Source organism: Streptomyces misionensis (genome assembly GCF_900104815.1).
Lineage (GTDB): Bacteria > Actinomycetota > Actinomycetes > Streptomycetales > Streptomycetaceae > Streptomyces > Streptomyces misionensis.
This window is the reverse complement of record NZ_FNTD01000004.1, coordinates 4,119,065-4,136,979: the sequence shown is the minus strand read 5'-3', so window position 1 is coordinate 4,136,979 and position 17,915 is coordinate 4,119,065. Positions and strand designations below refer to the sequence as shown.

Sequence of the window (17,915 nt, the reverse complement as noted above, 5' to 3'; positions counted from 1 at the left end):
TGAGCGCTCCCCGTACCGGCGGATCGGCCGCAAGTGCCGAAGCGGGGTCCGCCTCAGGTTGTAGGGGTGGGGATGGCTCCACCTCCTCTGGGTGGAGCGGGGGTCCGCCCCGTCTGCGGGTCGACCCTGAGAAACCCCCGTGGCCCGGCCCGCCGTCCCAGCCGTCCGCGGCCGGGACCGGGCCGGACGCGGGTACCCGGGTGCCGGCCGTCCCCAGGGTCCGGGCGGTGTCCGATGCCTGGTCCGGACCGGCCGCTCGCCCACTTCCCTTTTTCGAACGTAAGTACGACCATAAGGGCATGGCCACCACCGACCGGCGGGCCACGACCCTGGCCCTCGCCCACGCGTTGTCCGCCGCCGAACACGGCCTGGCCGTCCTCCCGCTGTCCCGGACGAAGCTCCCGGCCCTGCGCTCCCCGCACCACGGCGACCGCGGCCCGGTCTGCCACGGCGCGTGCGGCCGCCTCGGCCACGGGGTGTACGACGCCTCCAGCGACCCGGCGCGCGTCCGCGCGATGTTCGCCGCCGCGCCCTGGGCCACCGGCTACGGCATCGCCTGCGGGCTGCCCCCGTACCACCTGATCGGCGTCGACCTGGACACCAAGTCCGGCACGGACGCCCCGGCCGCCCTGCGCGAGCTGGGCCTGCGGCACCGGTTCACCGTCCCGCGGACCGTCGTGGTGCTCACCCCGAGCGGCGGCCGGCACCTGTGGCTGACCGGGCCCCCGGACGTCGTCGTCCCGAACTCGGCGGGCCGGCTCGCGCCCGGCATCGACATCCGCGGCGCCGGCGGCTATCTGGTCGGCCCCGGCTCCCGCACCGACCACGGCGTCTACTCCACCGCTCCCGGCACCGCCCACCTGCCCCCGGCCGCCTGCCCGCCGGCCCTGCTGCGGCTGCTGCTCCCGCCCCCGCGCCCCGCCCGGCACCCGGCGCCCGCGCACACCGGCCACGGCCTCGTCCACTTCGTCCTCACCGCGCACGAGGGCCAGCGCAACACCCGGCTGTTCTGGGCCGCCTGCCGCGCCTACGAGAACGGCATCGGCCCCGCCCTCGCCACCCCCCTCACCGAGGCCGCCCGCCACACCGGCCTGCCCGAACACGAGGCCCGCGCGACCATCGCCTCGGCGGCGAGGATGACCGGCCACCGACCGTAGCGGGCGGGGGCCCAAGGGGAACGACGGGCACCCACGCGCCCCCTCGGCCCCGTCCCGCCTGGGAGGGAGCGGGTACAGCGGACCGGTCTCCGTCGCCGTACGGGGGTTGTGGTCCACAGGGGGTCCACAACCCCGTTTCTCCTTGCGAGCACCGGCCGTGAGCCGGCCTGACCAGGCCACCCCTGTCGCAGCGCTGGAGAACCAACCTCACAGCACGATGTGATCGCTCTCCGAAGACCCCAACCACTCGATGAGCAAGATCGTCGCGTCATCAGTGGTGCGTCCCCCGCGGGCATTCTTGAGGGCGTGGGAAAGCGAGCGTGACATCGCCCGCGGGCCCATCCTGACGCTTGCCACACGGTTGACCCAGTCGATCAGCCGGCGCTCGCCGAAGGGCTGCTCGCCGGGCTCGTGCTGCTCGATGAGCCCGTCCGTGAAGCAGAGGATGCGATCGCCCGGTTTCAGTGCGCGTTCGCTGATCACAGGCTCTTCGCCGCCGAACCCGACCGGCAGGGTAGTGGGGCTGTCGAGACGGCTGACAACCCGGTCACCGCGCAGGAGCAAAGGCGCGGGGTGTCCGGCGTTGACCCACTGCAGCCGTCCCGTCGCGGTGTCGAGACGCATCATCTGGGCGGTGACGAAGTGGTCGGGGCCGAACTGGTCCGCCACGGCCTGGTCCATGAAGAAGTAGATCTCGGACAGGTTGATGGCACTGCGGCGTGCGTGCCGGTAGGCACCGATGGCGACGGTCGCCATCACGGCGGCACTCAGGCCGTGCCCCATCGCATCGATCATCGCCACGTGCAGCATGTCGTCGTTCAGGGCGTAGTCGAAGCTGTCCCCCGCCACGTCGTACGCCGGCTCCAGGATGCCCGCCACCGCCACGCGCGGCATGATCATCGCCAGCGGGGGGAGCAGTGACCACTGGATCTCCGCCGCCACGGTCATAGGCTCCCGTCGCCTGGAGAGAAAGAACAAGTCGGTGTAGCTGTGCTTGGTGACCAACATGTCCGCAACCACGCAGGCGATCCGGCGCAGCAAGCGCCGAACGTCGTCATCGACACTGTTCAGGGTGACGGACATGACACCCACCTGGTCCCCGCCGTCCAGGAGGGGGACGTGGACACGCACACCGTCGCCGAGCGATACCTCGACAGAATGGGTGTCCAGGAATGCCCGGCCGGCGTGTGATCCGTCGATCGACTGCGGGTCCCCGGTGACCAGGCCGTCACTGGGCAGTGGAACGAGGAGCCACTGTCCGTAGTCCTGAAGCAGCACGGAGATGTCCCGCCCGCCCAGCCTGCCGACCGCGTCCGCGACGATCGGGCCGATGCGATGAGGCGGCAGCACATGGGCGCGGTCAAGCAACGTGCCCAGCACTTCTTCCCCGAAGGACTGGGTACGGTCCGGGACGCTCTCCCCGGATGCTCTCCCGCCAGTCGTCATGACCAGGGTGTTGCCGGAGTGGTGCCGCAAAAGTGATCCACCACTTCAGTTTGTACCAGTGCGGGGACTCCCGCCCGGCTAACTCGCCAGAGGCAGCGACGACGACGAACCGCCACTTCTTCCGCTCGTACTCGGCCGGCGAACTGGGCCGGCTCATGTCCACCGCAACTGCCAGGAGCGTTCCCGCCCGATGACGGAAACTGCCGCCCCGCGCGTCCACGAACTGAACCTCTACCGCCGGTACTTCGACCTGGTCGCCACTGGTCAGAAGACGATCGAGGTGCGGGTGAAGTATCCCCACCTCGAAGACCTGGCCGCTGGAGACGTCATCCGCTTCCGCATCAAGGGCACGGACGAGAGCTGTGACGTCCTGGTCAAGCGGGTCACGGAGTACAAGACGTTCGCGGAACTGCTCGACGGGGAGGGGCCTGCGAACGTCAACCCGGCCTCCTCCCGCGAGCAGCAGCTCGCCAACATCCGCGAGATCTACCCGGCGGAGAAGGAAGCGCTCGGCGCGCTCGCCATCAAGATCGAGCTCCTGCCGCGGTAATCCACCGTGCCACCCTCGCCCCGAGAGGGCGTACGGCTTCCCGGGCGCCCTTCGCTCGCGCCCGTGCCTCGATCGGCAGGCGCCCACGACAAGAGACCTGCGCACATGCAGAAGGAGCGTCCCTCACCGAGGAACACCCCTTCTGACCGGCACATCCATGACCTCTGCGGAGGCGGTGGGATTTGAACCCACGGTGACATCGCTGCCACGACGGTTTTCAAGACCGTTCCCTTAGGCCGCTCGGGCACACCTCCCCGCGCCGCCCACCTGGGGCGGAGCGGGGTACAGCGTACCGGGATCGGGCGTCGGACGGGTATGCGGTCCGCCCCGGGCCCACCGCTCCCGGCTCCGGGCGCGACGGCGGCCGGAGGTAGTCGCGTGCGCCACTACCTTGCGAGGCAGGACGCCGCGAGCGGAGCGCTCGCGGCCGGTCAGGGCACCACCTGTCCCCTGTTGTCCCGGCTGCGCCGGGACGATCTGGTCGCCACCACCTGGCGCGCTCCCGCACCGGTCCGGGCCGCGCGCCCGCATGCCGAGGGCCGGCACACCGCCCCCCGGCCGCCCGTCAGGGGGCGGGGCCGGGCGGTGTGCCGGCCCTGGGGCGCCGGACCCGAACCGGGCGCGGGATCAGCTGTCGCCGACCCGGGCGCCCAGGGTCAGCTCGGCGGTGTGCTCCTCGCCGCCGCGCTTGTAGGTGACCGTCACCTTGTCGCCGGGCTGGTGCGTCCAGATCTCGCCGATCAGGGTGGGACCGCTGTCGATCACCGAGTCGTCGAGCTTGGTGATGACGTCCCCGGGCTTCAGGCCCGCCTTGTCGGCGGGGCCGCCCGCCTCGACCGCGGCGGCGCCGGCCGCGCCCTGGTCGGTGATCTTCGCGCCGTCCGAGGAGTCCTCCAGGGAGACGGACGCGCCGATCTTGGCGTACACCGGCTTGCCGGTCTTGATCAGCTGCTGGGCGACGTACTTGGCCTGGTTGATCGGGATGGCGAAGCCGAGGCCGATCGAGCCGGACTGGCCGCCGGAGCCGAAGCCGCCGCTGCTGCCGGTGGACTGGATCGCCGAGTTGATCCCGATCACCGCGCCGGAGGCGTCCAGCAGCGGGCCGCCGGAGTTGCCCGGGTTGATGGACGCGTCGGTCTGGAGCGCGCTCATGTACGACGCCTTGCTCGTGGAGCTGCCGTCGCTGGAGGCCACCGGGCGGTTCTTGGCGCTGATGATGCCGGTGGTCACCGTGTTGGACAGGCCGAAGGGGGCGCCGATGGCGATGGTCTCGTCGCCGACGGCCACCTTGTCGGAGTCGCCGAGGACGAGGGGCTTGAGGTCCGACGGCGGGTTCTTGAGCTTGACCACCGCGACGTCGTAGCCCTGGGCGTGCCCGACGACCTCGGCGTCGTACTTCCGGCCGTCCGGGAACGTCGCGGTCAGCTTGCCGCCGTCGAGGGCGTCCGCCACCACGTGGTTGTTGGTGATGATGTGGCCCTGCTTGTCGAAGACGAAGCCGGTGCCGGTACCGCCGTCGCCGTTGGTGCCCTCGGCCTCGATGGTGACCGTGCTGGGCAGCGCCTTGGCGGCCACGTTGGCGATGGTGCCGGGCGCGCGCTTGATCTGCGCGGCGCCGTTGTCGGAGGCGGAGACGGTGGTGGAGCCGCCGTTGTCGTTGTCCTTGGCCAGCGTGTAGCCGAGACCGCCGCCGAGTCCGCCCGCGACCAGCGCGGCCACCAGGACCGCCGCGACCAGGCCGCCGCGGCCGCGCGGCTTGGGGGCGGGCTGCTGGTACGACGCCCCCCAGGCACCGCCACCCGCGCCGGCGGCGCCGTCGCCGTAGCCGGGGATGCCGGACGGCGGGGGCGGCCAGGCCCCGGCGGGGGACGGGGTGGGAGCGCTGCCGGGGACGGGCGGCAGCGGAGCCGTCGGCTCGTTGCCGCCGGGCGCGCCCGGAGCCGTCGCCTGGTGCCCCACCGGCTGCTCGGCCCCGGCCGGGTGTGCCGCCTGCTCGGGTCCGCCCGTCGGCCCCTCGGTCCCGGGCGTGCCGCCCTGCGCCTGCGGGGACGCGTCGGGAGAGGCCACCGGCACGGGAGGCGCGGACGGGGCCGGGGGTACCTCGTTGCCCTCGTTCTCGGTGCTCACAGCTCTTCTCCTCGATCCACGGCTGTTGTCCTCGGTCGCACTCGACACGCTCGTGCACGCTCGGCGGCGCGTGCGCGCTGGTCGTGTCCGGTCACGATGCGGCTGCGCATGGTCCTGCGTTCACTGTTCCAGTTTGTATGCAGTCAGCTTTTCCCACGGGCCGTCAGAGCACCATAAGCCGTGGCTGTGGGTCCCGGGCCACTCTTTACACAGGGCATTAACGGCAAAAGTTACATAACCCGGCACATGGCACGCCACCGTTCGCCGTACGGATGTACGAGCGCCGTCCCGCGTACCCCGTGGGGGTGGCACCATGACGCGGTGACCCACGCACCACAGTTCTCCCCTCAGGTCGTCGCCCACCGGGGCGCCTCCGAGGACGCGCCCGAGCACACCCTGGCCGCCTACCGGAAGGCGATCGAGGACGGCGCGGACGCCCTCGAGTGCGACGTGCGGCTGACCGCCGACGGCCACCTGGTCTGCGTCCACGACCGGCGGGTGAACCGTACCTCCAACGGCCGCGGTGCCGTCTCCGCCCTGGAACTGGCCGACCTCGCCGCGCTGGACTTCGGTTCGTGGAAGAACCGGGAGGCCTGGCGCGGCCGGGACGAGGAGCCCGACTGGGAGCACCGGCCCGAGGACCGCGAGGAGACCTCGGTGCTCACCCTGGAGCGGCTGCTGGAGCTGGTCTCGGACGCCGGGCGCCGGGTCGAGCTGGCCATCGAGACCAAGCACCCCACCCGCTGGGCGGGCCAGGTCGAGGAGCGGCTGCTCACCCTGCTCAAGCGGTTCGGCCTCGACGCACCCGCCACCGCCGCCGAGTCCCCGGTGCGGATCATGAGCTTCTCGGCGCGCTCGCTGCACCGGGTGCGCACGGCCGCGCCCACGCTGCCGACGGTCTACCTGGTGCAGTGGCTCTCGCCCCGGCTGCGCGACGGCCGGCTGCCCGCCGGGGTGGGCATCGCGGGACCCTCGGTGCGCATCGTGCGCAGCCACCCCGGGTACGTGGAGCGGCTGAAGCGGGCGGGCCACCAGGTGCACGTGTGGACCGTGAACGAGCCCGCGGACGTCGACCTCTGCGTCCGGCTCGGTGTCGACGCCATCATCACCAACCGCCCGCGCGCGGTGCTGGACCAGCTCGGCCGCCTCCCCTCCTGTTGACGTCCCGCCACCCGTGAGGCCGCCCGTCACCGGGAGTGCTCCGGCGCGTTCACTGCGTGTACGGCCGTGCCGAATGCGTCACCGGAAGAGGATTGGCCGGTTTCCGGCACAGATCGCTGGGGCATCCACACCGTGGCGTGGGGCGAAGGAGGTCTCGGGGGTGGCGTTGGTGGTGGCACAGGAGGTGCCCACGTCGTCGTGCATGGCCGTACCCCATGGCCCTGCGGGCGTGGGGAACGCGAGGCGCCGGATGCGCGCGCAGCTGCGCGACGGAGGCGTGCCGGAAGCGGTGGTCGACGACGCCGTACTGATCCTTTCGGAACTGCTGAGCAATGCCTGCAAACACGGCCGGCCGCTGGACGACACGGCCGGGGAGGGCGGCGTACGGGCCGCCTGGCGGGTCGATCCGCGGGGCCGGCTCATCGTGGAGGTCACGGACGGCGGGGGCCCGACCCGCCCGGCGCCGGCCACCCCCTCGGTGACGGCGCACGGCGGCCGGGGGCTGAACATCATCACGGCGCTCGCCGACGACTGGGGCGTGCGCGACGACGTGCGCGGCGAGGTGACGGTCTGGGTGGTGGTCCACGGGGACGTGCACGACCCGGACGCCCGCTGCCGGCGCGACCACGTCGCCGCGGCGATCACCGCGTCCGCGCTGCCCGAGCTGGCGGGGCTGGATCTCGCGGAGGCGTTCGAGGACCTGGCCTGAGGGCTTGCGGGCCCGGCCCGGCGGCGGAGGCGGTGCGGGGCGTGCCGCTTCCGCCGGCCGGGTCCGGGGCCGTCCCGAGGGGCGCGATCGCCCGCCGTGTGCAGCGCGGGGGTGCGTTGTCCACAGGTTCCCGTCGGCCGGGGCCTGAACGGCTAGGCTCCCGCCGTACGAGACGAGCCGTAACCGGGAGACATCCACGATGGCCAAGAAGCGACCCCAGACCAAGGCCAAGCGCCCGCAGCCGGCGGGCGGGGCGGGCGCCGACGGTGCCATTCCGGTGGTCGGCGGCCGTGAGCCCTGCCCCTGCGGCAGCGGCCGGCGCTACAAGGCGTGCCACGGCCGGGAGGCCGCGCACGCCGTGACCGAGCTGGTGCGGCGCCCGTTCGAGGGCCTGCCCGGCGAGTGCGACTGGGTGGCGCTGCGCGAGCTGGTCCCGGCCGCGACGGTCGAGCTGACCCTCAAGGACGGCCTGCCCGAGGACGTCCCGTCGGTCACCCTCGCCACGGTGCTGCCGATGGCCTGGCCGGCCCTGCGCCGCGACGACGGCTCGGTCCTGCTCGGCCTCCAGAACGACACGGCCTCCGGCGACATCAGCCGCGACCTGGCCGACACGCTCCAGCGCGCGCTGGTGGCGGAGCCGGGCACCCCGGTGCAGGGGCGGCGCGCCCCCGCCGACGGCCCCCGGCTGCAGGAACTGATTGACCCCGAGGGCCCGTTCGAGCCGGTGGTGCACAGCGGCTTCGAGTTCTGGGTGCCGGACGCGGAGAACGCCACGCCGGAGGTCGCCGCCTCCCTGGAGCGGGCCAACGCGGCCGCGATCCCGACGGTGCGGCTGTCCGGGGTGGACGCCGCGTACTGGTGCGAGACCCCGGAGAAGAACCACCTGCGCTGGGTGATGCCCCACCCGGAGGAGCGGCTTCTGGACGCTCTCGCGCGGCTGCACGCGGCGGGCCGCTCCAGCCTCGGCGAGGGCACCCGGCTCGTGGGCTCCTTCCGTGCTCACGGGCTCACCGTCCCGGTCTGGGACCTGCCGAGCGGGGTCGGCGCGCAGGACGTGGAGAAGCCGGCGGCGGAGTTCGCCGAGCGACTGGCCGCCGCCCTGGCGGTGGAGGAACCGCTCACCGCGGAGGAGCGGCGGGCACGCGGCGGACTGACCAACCGGCAGGTCACGCTGAGCTGACGCGGGCGCCGCGGGTGTCATGACCGACCGGTCGGTCAGTGATGACACCGGGCCGCCGGACAGGTGACTCCGGTCACAACTCCCGGTCCCGACAGGGAAATCCGCGAGAAATCGGTGGCCGAATGACTGAGTCGGAATTTGCGAACGGCCGATCTCTTGTTACCGTTCCAGTAGCCCGGTTGCTGGTGCATCCCCCGTCGCCAGCAACCGGGTCTTTCCATGTCCGCGCTCGGTGATCGAAGCGTCGCACGGCGTCAACCGCCGTCCCCGTCACCGGAGTTGCTGCCCGAACGCAACAGCAGCCGGCCCTCGGACCCCCGCTCGGCGAACTCGGCGACGGCCGTGTAGTCGTCCGGTCCGCCCTGGCTGCGCTCCCGGGGCGTCTCACAGGTCGCGGGCTCGTCGTCGGTCCCCGTCTCGCAGCGCGTCCGCACGGTACGGCCGCGCGGTCCCATGAGGCTGAGCTCCGCGTCCAGCGACGACCCGGTGGCGTTGCGGTAGTAGGTGCGCGCCCAGGTGTCCGCGCCCTGCGTCAGCACACAGGTCTGCGCCTCGACGCCGGCCGGCGAGGAGAGCTGGGGACCGCAGCGGGCGGCGGTGGCCAGGCCGAGGCCGAGCAGCGAGTCGTTCGGGGCAGCCGACGGGTCCTTGGCGTCACCGTGCCGGAGCACCCCGGGCACCAGCGCCTCGCCCACGTCCCCGACCTGGCCCGCGGACGCCACGGTCAGCGGCAGCACGACGGCGGCCGTCACCACGAACGCCAGCCCGACCAGATGCGTCCGCCGGGGTTCGGACCTGCCGTAACGGGCCCTGCGAAAGGCGGGCTTGCGCCCGCCCGCAGGAGGCGGCTGTGTCCCCGCACCGGGCGCCGGGCCCGCTTCGTGGGCCCGGTCCCCCGTCGAGGGGCCGGGCGCGGCCGGGCCCCCGCGCCCCCGCCACCGAGTACCGAATCCCCCAGAAAATCGCAGCATGGGCGGAAGATAACGAGCGCGGGGCGCCGACCGGGCCGTGCGCGCCGGGCGGCCCCTACATCTCGGGCGCGCTCACACCCGTACGAGTGAGGGCGTCGACCACCGCGTCCACCACGGCCTCCACGTCCGGCACCCAGGGCGCCGCCGAGCCGGGCAGCGGTTCCCGCTCCCAGCGCACCGCGCCGGCGCCGGTCTCGGACGGGGGAAGCGCGACGTAGCCGCCCTCACCGTGGAAGCGCAGGGAGCCGGGGACGAAGTCCTTGGCGTACAGCAGCTCGCCCAACTGCTCCATGGAGTACGGCTTGACGAGCAGCGCCCAGCGGGTGGGCGAGGCGATCACCGGGCCGAGGCGCATGCCCCGCCGGTCGAGCAGGGCGAGGGCGCGGGAGGCGGCCAGCGCCGGCAGGCTGACCGCGCACGGCGCGCTGCCGCCGGTCGCGAGGATGATGGGCGCGCTCGGCCGGTTGGTCCACCACCAGCGCACCATGCGCGCGTCGGTGGTGGCCGCGAGCAGGCCCGGGTCGAAGGGGTGGGCGCCGGGCACCGTGCACTCCGGGTCGGGGCAGCCGCAGCGGGCCCGGCCCTGCGGGTCCGGGGCCACGCCCGGGAGTACGGGCCACTGCCACTCCGTCGCGACGGTGAGGGCCGTGCCGAGCAGCTCGGGCCTTCCGTCGTTCCGTCGCCTGGACAGGAGCCTGCGTCGCCTTCCGAGGATCTCGCGCATGAGCGCTCGTTCCTTTCCGTTGCACCGCTGGCAACACCGTGGTCCACATCACAACATGAGTCGATCACTTCACTGTGCGTACCTGGTGGCGCATCACATCCCCGCGCACGGCAGGGGATCCCCAGGGGGTCGAACGTCGGCCGCGGCCGCGTCCGTGGCGCGTGAGGCAGGACGCGGTTGCGGCGTGAGGGTGGCGAAGCATGGCGTTTTGCCGTCGCGCGTGGTTCTCTCCGCCTCCGCCACGGGAGGATGGGGCTCGGCCGTCGGTGGTTATGACGCCCGGGTCCGTCGCCAGGTTCCGGGTGGCCCCCAACCACCCCTGGCCTTCTCCGAGTACGTACCCATCACGACCGTTGTGACGCTCCGTGGAGCGAGCCCAGTCGATCGCAATGGACCGTTCCCTCAGGCAGTTTTGAGCCAACTTGGCAGTAAGGCAAGGGGTTCGGAGAAATCACCCGGCAGTCCCTCGGACACCAGGAATCCCAGCAGGACAATGCTGGACATCCCCTCACGAGTGCGTGTACATGTGGAGACACTGCTAGCGGCGCAGAATCACATGGGGGTTTGCGATGCTTTTGAGCACTACGCACCGGTCCGAAGGCCGCGCGCGATGAACGCCCCGCACCCCCCGAAAGTGGCCGGAATCGATCCCACCGTTCCCACCTCCGGCCACACTGTCGCGGCCGCCACCCCCACCTCGGCAGCCACCTCGGGCACCGCCTTCGGCCCCGCCCCCGCGGCCCCCGCCGTCCCCGCCCCGCACGGCCCCGCGCCCGGCGCCCTCCTCCAGGACCGGCTGGCCGGCTGGGTCTCGGACCTCACCACGCTCCACGAACTCACCGAGCGGCTCACCCGCACCGACGCCCTGGAGTCCGCCCTCGACGAACTGCTGCGCGCCGGAGCCGCCCTCGTCGGCGCCCGCCGCGGCCTCGTCGTCCTGGACCCGGGCGACGGACTCGGCCCCCGCCCCGCCACCGGCCTCGGCCTCGGCCGCGCCGACCTCGGCCATCTGGAGACCGTCCCGCGCGCCGCGCTGCCGTACGACACCGCCCCCGGCGGCGAGGCCGTCCACCCCGACCTGTTCGCCGAGGAGGGCCTCGACCCCCGGCACCGGGAGGTCGCCGCCCGCCTCGGTTACGCCGCCAGCTACGCCCTGCCGCTCACCACCGACGGCGCCGGCCCCCTCGGCGCCGCCGTCTGGCTCTACGACGAGCCCGCCGAACCCCATGAGCGCCAGCGCCACCTGGCCGGCCTCTACGTCCGGCACGCCGCGGAACACCTGGCCAGGCTGGGCGAGTTGGAGCGGACCCGCGCCTGCATGGCGGCCATCACCGAGGAACTGCTGCCCTCCCGGCTGCCCCGGGTGACCGGCGTGCGGCTCGCCGCCCGGCACCGCACCGGGCGGCGCGGCGGCGGCGACTGGTACGACGCGCTGCCGCTGCCGGACGCGGGGCTCGGCCTGTCCGTGGGCTCGGTCACCGGCTCCGGGCCGGGCGCGGTGGCCGCCATGGGCCGGCTGCGCGCCTCGCTGCGCGCCTACGCGGTGATGGAGGGCGAGGACCCGGTCGCCGTCCTGTCCGACCTGGAACTGCTGCTGCGGCTGACCGAGCCCGCCCGCTGCGCCACCGCCCTGTTCGCCTACTGCGAGCCGGCGCTGCGCCGGGTCACCCTGGCCGGTGCCGGGCACAGCCCGCCGCTGCTGACCGGGGAGCGGCGCACCGAGTTCGCCGAGACCTCCGTCTCCGCCCCGCTCGGCATGCTCTCCTGCTGGGAGGCGCCCAGCGTGGAGATCCAGGCCGAGGCCGGGGAGACGGTGCTGCTGTACACCGACGGGCTGCTGCACCGCACCGGCGACCCGATGGACCGTGCCTTCGCCCGGCTGCACACGGCCGCGGCGAGCGTTCCCCGGGCGCTGCGCGGCGACCCGGGGGCCGTCGCCGACCACGTGCTGCGCGCGGTGCTGCCGGACGGCCGGGACGCGGCCGAGGGCGAGGAGGACGTCGTGCTGCTGGCGGCCCGCTTCGACTGAGCGGGCCCCGATCCCGTCCCCGGCAGGGTGCGACCAGGCATATCAGGTCATCCGCCCCGTTCCCCTGCCGGTACGACCGTACGATGGTGGGGGTCCCCCACCCCGACGCCGTGGCCCACCATGGCGAGCGCCGGGGGCCGCCGGGGGAAGATCACACGCCGTACCGAGGAGGATCACGTGGCCGACGAGCTCAACCCGGCGACCCCGGAGACCGAGTCCGAAGAGCCCATCAAGCAGCGGAAGAACGGCCTGTACCCGGGCGTGTCCGACGAGCTTGCCGAGAACATGCAGTCCGGCTGGGCCGACACCGAACTGCGCGATCTCCAGCCGATCCCGCAGGCCGCCGAGACCGCCCGGCGCCGCGCCGCGCTCTCCGCGCGCTTCCCGGGCGAGCGCCTGGTCGTCCCCGCGGGCAACCTGAAGACCCGCTCGAACGACACCGAGTACTCCTTCCGCTCGTCGGTCGAGTACGCGTACCTCACCGGCAACCAGACCGAGGACGGCGTCCTGGTCATGGAGCCCAAGGGCGAGGGCCACGAGGCCACGGTCTACCTGCTGCCGCGCTCCAACCGCGAGAACGGCGAGTTCTGGCTCGACGGCCAGGGCGAGCTGTGGGTCGGCCGCCGCCACTCCCTGGCCGAGTCGGAGGCGCTGTACGGCATCCCGGCCGCCGATGTGCGCGAGCTGGCCGACACGCTGCGCGAGGCCACCGGCCCGGTGCGCGTCGTGCGCGGCCACGACGCCGGCATCGAGGCGGCGCTGACCGACAAGGTCACCGCCGAGCGCGACGAGGAACTGCGCGTCTTCCTCTCCGAGATGCGGCTGATCAAGGACGAGTTCGAGATCGGCGAGCTGCAGAAGGCCGTGGACTCCACGGTGCGCGGCTTCGAGGACGTGGTGAAGGTCCTCGACAAGGCCGAGGCCACCAGCGAGCGCTACATCGAGGGCACCTTCTTCCTGCGCGCCCGCGTCGAGGGCAACGACGTCGGCTACGGCTCCATCTGCGCCGCCGGCCCGCACGCCTGCACCCTGCACTGGGTCCGCAACGACGGCGCCGTCCGCTCCGGCGACCTGCTGCTGCTCGACGCCGGCGTGGAGACGCACACCCTCTACACCGCCGACGTCACGCGCACCCTGCCGATCAACGGCACGTACAGCGAGCTCCAGAAGAAGATCTACGACGCCGTGTACGAGGCCCAGGAGGCCGGCATCGCGGCGGTGCAGCCGGGCGCCAAGTACCGCGACTTCCACGACGCCGCGCAGCGGGTGCTGGCCGAGAAGCTGGTCGAGTGGGGCCTGGTCGAGGGCCCGGTCGAGCGCGTGCTGGAGCTGGGCCTGCAGCGCCGCTGGACCCTGCACGGCACCGGGCACATGCTCGGCATGGACGTCCACGACTGCGCCGCCGCGCGGACCGAGACGTACGTGGACGGCGTGCTGGAGCCGGGCATGGTGCTCACCGTCGAGCCGGGTCTGTACTTCCAGGCCGACGACCTCACCGTGCCGGAGGAGTACCGGGGGATCGGCGTCCGGATCGAGGACGACATCCTGGTGACGGAGACCGGCAACCGGAACCTCTCGGCCGGTCTGCCGCGGCGCTCCGACGAGGTCGAGGCGTGGATGGCCGCCCTGAAGGGCTGATCCGCTCCGGGACGGCCGGGCACCGGGAAGGTGCCCGGCCGTTTCGCCTTTCCCCCTAGAACGCGGGATCCCTGTCGTGCAGGATCCGCTGGAAGAGCCGGCAGTCGCGCCACCGGCCGTTGATGTGCAGGTAGTCGGGGGCCGTGCCGATCTCCTGGAACCCGGACTTCGCCAGCACCCGCTGCGATCCGGCGTTCTCCACCAGCGTGGACGCCTCGATGCGGTGCAGCCCCACCTCGTCCCGGGCGAGCGCGCACACCCGCGCCACGGCCGCGCCGGCCAGCCCCCGGCCCTGCCGGTCGGCGGCGACCCAGTAGCCCAGGTGCGCGCTGCAGAAGGGCCCCCGGGAGATCCCCGTCAGGGTGATGGCCCCGACGATCCGCCCGTCCGCCTCCTCGAACACCCAGGGCACCAACGAGTCCTCGGCGTGCTGCCGCAGCAGCCCGTGGATCCGCTGCCGCTGGCCCTCGGGGGTGAAGAAGGCCTCCGGACGCACCGGATCCCATGGCGCCAGGTGGGCGCGGTTGGCGGTGTACGCGGCCGCCAGCGCCTCCGCGTCCCCGGCCGTGAGCAGCCGGAGTTTCACCCCGGCCGTCAGTTCCCCGTCGTCGGTCTGCATCCCACCACTATGGCGCTACACCGCCGGCAGCGGGGAGTCGTCGCACCGCTTGAGGATCTTGTCGAAGCTGACCACCGTGCCGCGGCGGCCGGGCTCGGGGCCGATGTGGACGTGGTCGGCGAGTTCCCGGATCAGGCACAGGCCCCGGCCGTGCTCGGCGTCCGGGCGGGCGGGCAGCGATCCCCGGGTGTGCGCGAAGCCGGGCCCGGAGTCGGCCACCTCGATACGGCACCTCTCGCCGTCGAGGTACGCGGTCACCCGGTACCCCTGCGGGGTGCCGCCGGCCCCGCCGTGCTCGACGGCGTTCGCGCAGGCCTCCCCGAGGGCGACGGCCAGGTCGTAGGAGATCTCCGGGTCCACCCCGGCCGTCTCCATGCTGCCGAGCAGCAGCCGCCGTGCGAGCGGCACGCTCGCCGCCTCCCGCCGCAGATGGAGTGACCACCAGATGCTCATGCTCCAGCCTCCCGGCCGCGGCTCGACATACCGTTACGTATTGCCGCCCGTGCACGGCCATAAGCGCACGGTCTACGTGACTGCGCCCATACAGCCGACGCGCCCCGGGAGGAAACGGTGTATGAGGGACGTACCCGATCGGCGGCCGTCGGACGAATCTCCCGGCCCTGGCGTAGGACGGCCGGGAGCGCAGTGGGATGATGTGCCCGCCATGTCTGCCCCCCACGCGCGCACGGCGCGTCCCGGAGCCGGGCTCCGGATGCCGCGGGCCGCGGTCTTCGCCGCGGTCTGCGTCGTGCTGGCCGCGGCCGGGCACGCGCTGGCCTCCTGCGCGAGCGTGCCGCCGTGGACCCTCGGTGTGGGCTTCCTCGGCTGTCTGCTGCTGGTGGCCCCGCTGACCGGGCGGACCCGCTCGCTGCCGGGCACCGCCGCGCTCCTGGCGCTCGGCCAGACCGCGCTGCACGCGCTGTTCGGTCTGGGCCAGCACGGGGCCATGGTCATGGCGGGGGCGCCGGCCGGGCGGTCCGCTCCGGCGGGAACGCTCACCGACACCGCGCTGGTGGAGCAGGCCTCACGGCTGCTGTGCGGGGCGAACGCCTCGGCGCTCACCCCGGGCCACTCCTTCCACCTGCTGCTCGCCGCCCGACTCATCGACCGCTCGGGCCGGCCCGTGGGCACCCCGGCCGCTCCGCCCGCGCCGCACCCGGCCGAGGCCACCGGCGCCCTCGGGGGCCTGCTGCCCTCGCTGCCGATGCTGCTCGGGCACGTCCTCGCGGCCGTCGCCGTCGGCTGGCTGCTGCGCCGCGGCGACCTGGCCGTGGGGCGGCTGCTCGAACTGTCGGCGCACGGAGTCGCCGAGACGGCCCTCGTCCGTTCCCTGCGCGCGGCGCTCGCGCTGGCGCACGCCCTGTGCGCCGGGCTGCTGCCCGCCGCCGAGCCCTGGCCGCGCGGCCGGCGCGGCGACCGGGACGAACCGCCCGCCCCGCACACCCTCGCGCTCCAGCACACGGTGATCCGGCGCGGCCCGCCCGCCGCCGACCTGCGACTCGCCGCCTGACGCGACGCGCCCGCCCCATGCCCCGGGACAGCTCCGGGAACCGAGGAGGCGGCCGCCGTCGCGCGGTCCGCGCGCGCTCGCGCGCCGTTTCTCCTCACCGGAACTCTCACCATGGAGCGCTCCTGCCATGCAGGCTTTCCCCATCGCGTCCCTCGCGACCCGTCGTACCGCCGCCCGGCTCGCCGCGGGTGCCGCCGTCGCCGGCACCGCCGTGCTCGCCCTGTCCGCACCCGCCTTCGCGCACGTGACCGTGCAGCCCGAGGGCGCCGCGGCCAAGGGCGGCTACGCGGTCGTCGACTTCAAGGTCCCCAACGAGCGGGACGACGCCTCGACCACCAAGGTCGAGGTCAGTCTCCCGGCCGACCACCCGCTGGCCTCCGTGATGGCCGAGCCGGTGCCGGGCTGGCACGTCCAGGTCACCAAGGCCAAGCTGGCCAAGCCGCTGACCGTGCACGGCGAGACGATCGACCAGGCCGTCACCAAGGTCACCTGGACCGCCGACGGCAAGGGCATCGAGCCCGGCTACTTCCAGAAGTTCCCGCTCTCCGTCGGCGCCCTGCCCGACAACACCGACCAGCTGGTGTTCAAGGCGCTCCAGACGTACTCCGACAAGCAGGTCGTGCGCTGGATCGAGGTACCGCGGCCCGGCCAGGACGAGCCGCAGAACCCCGCCCCGGTGCTCCAGCTGACCGCCCCGGCCGGCGAGCACGGCACGGCGAGCGCCGCCGCCGACAAGACCGACGGCACCGCCGCCACCGGCTCCGGCGGCGGCAGTGACACCACCGCCCGGGTGCTCGGCGTGGCCGGCATCGTCGTCGGCGCCGCGGGCGTGGCCTACGGCGTCTTCGCCGGACGCCGCCGCACCGCCTGAGCCCACCGTTCCGCAGCGCGCGCCGGGGCCGTGCCAGGCTTCTCGCAAGCCCCCGCACGACCCCGGTGCGCGCCGGAGATCTCACATCTGGGACATTTTTCTATGCGCAAGAAGACGTTCGCCGCGGCCGCACTGCTCGCCGCCGCCACCCTGACCCTCTCCGCCTGCGGCAGCCAGGACTCCGACGGCCGGTCGCCGGTCGCCGCGGTCTCCCAGGAGTCCGGCCAGAGCGGCCCCGCCACCGTCCTCGACCAGCCCTGGGACAAGCCCGGCCTGGTGCTCACCGACACCCACGGCAAGAAGTACGACCTCCGCAAGGAGACCCAGGGCCACCCGACCCTGCTCTACTTCGGCTACACGCACTGCCCCGACATCTGCCCGACGACGATGAGCAACATCGCCGTCGCCGCCCAGAAGTCGCTGACCCCGGCCCAGCGCGACGACCTGCGGGTCGTCTTCGTCACCACCGACCCCGGCCGGGACACGCCGGCCGCGCTCGGCAGCTGGCTCAAGGGCATCGACCCCCGGTTCATCGGCCTGACCGGCGACTTCAAGACCGTCCAGGCGGGCGCCCGCTCCGTCGGCATCTCGGTGGAGCCGACGACGAAGGACAAGAACGGCAAGCTCGTCTCCGTGCACGGCACCCAGGTCGTCGCCTTCTCGCCGAAGACGAACGGCGGTTACGTGCTCATCGGCGAGGAAGCCACGGTCGACGACTACATCAAGGACCTGCCCAAGCTCGTCGAGGGGGCCAAGCCGTGAGCCGTCGCCCCGCGGTGCTCGCCACGGCCGCCGCGCTCGCCGGCGCGCTCACCCTCGTGGGCTGCTCGAAGCCGGCGCCGGCGAAGGCCGAGCTGTCGGTGAGCGGGTCGTACATGCCGCAGCCGGTCTCCGCCGACATGGCCGCCGGCTTCCTGACGATCACCAACAAGGGCGCCGCGAAGGACGAACTGACCTCGGTGACCAGTGCCGCCGCCGGTCGGATCACCATGCACAGCACCGTGGGCGGCGAGATGCGGGAGAAGTCCTCCTTCCCCATACCCGCCCACGGCCGGCTCGTCTTCAAGAGCGGTGGCAACCACTTGATGTTCGAGCAGCTCCGGCACCAGCCGAAGCAGGGCCAGACGGTCACCCTGAAGCTCACCTTCGCCACGTCCGCGCCGCTCACGGTCCGGATGCCGGTGGAGTCCGCCACGTACCACCCGTCGACCGGCCACTGAGGG

General features: G+C 73.3%; 17 protein-coding genes and 1 tRNA gene. 11 read left to right on the top strand and 7 right to left on the bottom strand.

The features are described from left to right. Positions 1-299: 299 nt before the first annotated feature. Positions 300-1,157, top strand: a complete 858-nt coding sequence (locus BLW85_RS20380; RefSeq protein ID WP_070028777.1) for a bifunctional DNA primase/polymerase — start codon at positions 300-302, stop codon at positions 1,155-1,157. Positions 1,158-1,364: 207 nt separating this feature from the next. On the opposite strand, the gene BLW85_RS20375 is transcribed toward BLW85_RS20380, so the two are convergent. After that, complete coding sequence (locus BLW85_RS20375; protein WP_074996138.1) at positions 1,365-2,603, bottom strand: PP2C family protein-serine/threonine phosphatase; 1,239 nt, start codon at positions 2,601-2,603, stop codon at positions 1,365-1,367. A gap of 190 nt (positions 2,604-2,793) precedes the next feature. On the opposite strand from BLW85_RS20375, the gene BLW85_RS20370 reads away from it, so the two are divergent. Further along, on the top strand, positions 2,794-3,153 hold the full coding sequence (locus BLW85_RS20370; RefSeq protein WP_074992797.1) for an ASCH domain-containing protein: 360 nt from the start codon (positions 2,794-2,796) through the stop codon (positions 3,151-3,153). Between the two features lie 167 nt (positions 3,154-3,320). On the opposite strand, the gene BLW85_RS20365 is transcribed toward BLW85_RS20370, so the two are convergent. Together BLW85_RS20365 and BLW85_RS20360 are read right to left on the bottom strand one after the other, a co-directional pair. Continuing rightward, a tRNA-Ser gene (locus BLW85_RS20365) sits at positions 3,321-3,407 on the bottom strand. 373 nt (positions 3,408-3,780) lie between these two features. Continuing rightward, positions 3,781-5,280 carry a S1C family serine protease gene (locus tag BLW85_RS20360; protein WP_074992796.1) on the bottom strand — a complete coding sequence of 500 codons (1,500 nt, stop codon included), beginning with the start codon at positions 5,278-5,280 and terminating at the stop codon, positions 3,781-3,783. 321 nt (positions 5,281-5,601) lie between these two features. Here BLW85_RS20360 and BLW85_RS20350 point away from each other — a divergent pair, with 321 nt between their 5' ends. From BLW85_RS20350 to BLW85_RS20340, 3 genes are all read left to right on the top strand, one after another. Continuing rightward, positions 5,602-6,441, top strand: a complete 840-nt coding sequence (locus tag BLW85_RS20350; RefSeq protein WP_070028780.1) for a glycerophosphodiester phosphodiesterase — start codon at positions 5,602-5,604, stop codon at positions 6,439-6,441. Positions 6,442-6,514: 73 nt separating this feature from the next. Further along, positions 6,515-7,150 carry an ATP-binding protein gene (locus BLW85_RS20345; RefSeq protein WP_070028781.1) on the top strand — a complete coding sequence of 212 codons (636 nt, stop codon included), beginning with the start codon at positions 6,515-6,517 and terminating at the stop codon, positions 7,148-7,150. 199 nt (positions 7,151-7,349) lie between these two features. Then, positions 7,350-8,330, top strand: coding sequence for a DUF5926 family protein (locus BLW85_RS20340; protein WP_070028782.1), 981 nt, complete (start codon positions 7,350-7,352; stop codon positions 8,328-8,330). A 254-nt stretch (positions 8,331-8,584) separates the two neighbouring features. Here BLW85_RS20340 and BLW85_RS20335 read toward each other — a convergent pair whose 3' ends face one another. After that, the gene (locus BLW85_RS20335; RefSeq protein ID WP_244174889.1) at positions 8,585-9,085 is read right to left on the bottom strand and encodes a hypothetical protein; all 501 of its coding nucleotides are present in this window, start codon (positions 9,083-9,085) and stop codon (positions 8,585-8,587) included. Positions 9,086-9,356: 271 nt separating this feature from the next. Next, entirely contained in the window at positions 9,357-10,025 is a 669-nt protein-coding gene (locus BLW85_RS20330) for a bifunctional DNA primase/polymerase (protein WP_074992793.1), read from the bottom strand. A 493-nt stretch (positions 10,026-10,518) separates the two neighbouring features. Here BLW85_RS20330 and BLW85_RS20325 point away from each other — a divergent pair, with 493 nt between their 5' ends. Together BLW85_RS20325 and BLW85_RS20320 are read left to right on the top strand one after the other, a co-directional pair. Then, the gene (locus BLW85_RS20325; protein WP_208624872.1) at positions 10,519-12,054 is read left to right on the top strand and encodes a PP2C family protein-serine/threonine phosphatase; all 1,536 of its coding nucleotides are present in this window, start codon (positions 10,519-10,521) and stop codon (positions 12,052-12,054) included. 177 nt (positions 12,055-12,231) lie between these two features. Beyond that, the gene (locus BLW85_RS20320) at positions 12,232-13,692 is read left to right on the top strand and encodes an aminopeptidase P family protein (protein ID WP_070028785.1); all 1,461 of its coding nucleotides are present in this window, start codon (positions 12,232-12,234) and stop codon (positions 13,690-13,692) included. A 55-nt stretch (positions 13,693-13,747) separates the two neighbouring features. Here the strand turns inward: BLW85_RS20320 and BLW85_RS20315 are convergent, their stop codons facing one another. Both BLW85_RS20315 and BLW85_RS20310 read right to left on the bottom strand, forming a co-directional pair. Beyond that, a complete protein-coding gene (locus BLW85_RS20315; RefSeq protein WP_070028786.1) occupies positions 13,748-14,311 on the bottom strand; it encodes a GNAT family N-acetyltransferase in 564 nt (187 codons plus the stop codon). Between the two features lie 15 nt (positions 14,312-14,326). Further along, entirely contained in the window at positions 14,327-14,764 is a 438-nt protein-coding gene (locus BLW85_RS20310; RefSeq protein ID WP_070028787.1) for an ATP-binding protein, read from the bottom strand. Positions 14,765-14,975: 211 nt separating this feature from the next. Here BLW85_RS20310 and BLW85_RS20305 point away from each other — a divergent pair, with 211 nt between their 5' ends. The 4 genes from BLW85_RS20305 to BLW85_RS20290 all read left to right on the top strand — a co-directional run bounded on the left by BLW85_RS20305 (position 14,976) and on the right by BLW85_RS20290 (position 17,912). Then, complete coding sequence (locus tag BLW85_RS20305) at positions 14,976-15,821, top strand: hypothetical protein (protein WP_074992792.1); 846 nt, start codon at positions 14,976-14,978, stop codon at positions 15,819-15,821. A 127-nt stretch (positions 15,822-15,948) separates the two neighbouring features. Beyond that, a complete protein-coding gene (locus BLW85_RS20300) occupies positions 15,949-16,692 on the top strand; it encodes a YcnI family copper-binding membrane protein (protein ID WP_074992791.1) in 744 nt (247 codons plus the stop codon). A 102-nt stretch (positions 16,693-16,794) separates the two neighbouring features. Next, the gene (locus tag BLW85_RS20295; protein WP_070028790.1) at positions 16,795-17,454 is read left to right on the top strand and encodes an SCO family protein; all 660 of its coding nucleotides are present in this window, start codon (positions 16,795-16,797) and stop codon (positions 17,452-17,454) included. Further along, positions 17,451-17,912, top strand: a complete 462-nt coding sequence (locus tag BLW85_RS20290) for a copper chaperone PCu(A)C (protein ID WP_074992790.1) — start codon at positions 17,451-17,453, stop codon at positions 17,910-17,912. Before BLW85_RS20295 ends, BLW85_RS20290 begins: the two co-directional genes overlap by 4 nt. Positions 17,913-17,915 lie beyond the last annotated feature (3 nt).